Origin of the sequence: Enterobacter sp. 940_PEND (assembly GCF_001059415.1) — a bacterium.
Taxonomy (GTDB): domain Bacteria; phylum Pseudomonadota; class Gammaproteobacteria; order Enterobacterales; family Enterobacteriaceae; genus Enterobacter; species Enterobacter cloacae_M.
Genome location: NZ_JUMS01000138.1, coordinates 1 through 355, shown reverse-complemented (window position 1 = coordinate 355; position 355 = coordinate 1). Strand labels below are relative to the sequence as shown.

1 tRNA gene is annotated in these 355 nt (G+C 53.8%); it reads right to left on the bottom strand.

The features are described 5' to 3' along the window. Positions 1–277: 277 nt before the first annotated feature. A tRNA-Phe gene (locus ADJ24_RS19925) sits at positions 278–353 on the bottom strand. Between the last annotated feature and the right edge of the window lie 2 nt (positions 354–355).

Below are 355 nucleotides of genomic sequence, written 5' to 3'. Positions count from 1 at the left end.
GTAGTGTGGGGTCTCCCCATGTGAGAGTAGGGAACTGCCAGGCATCAAATAGAAGAACCCCGTACCGTAAGGTGCGGGGTTTTTTGCTTTGTGCGCAGAAAAGTCCGTTGGCGCTGTGCTTGCCGGGCCTGCGGGCTCAGTAGACCGAAAAAGGCAAAGCCGCCATCCGGCAACGCAGACCGCACGATCACACGGCAAAGAGAAACAGGAATACAAAGAAGGGATGTATAAACGCAGAAAAGCAAAAACCCAGCCATAGGCTGGGTTCTTTAAATAGTGGTGCCCGGACTCGGAATCGAACCAAGGACACGGGGATTTTCAATCCCCTGCTCTACCGACTGAGCTATCCGGGCAA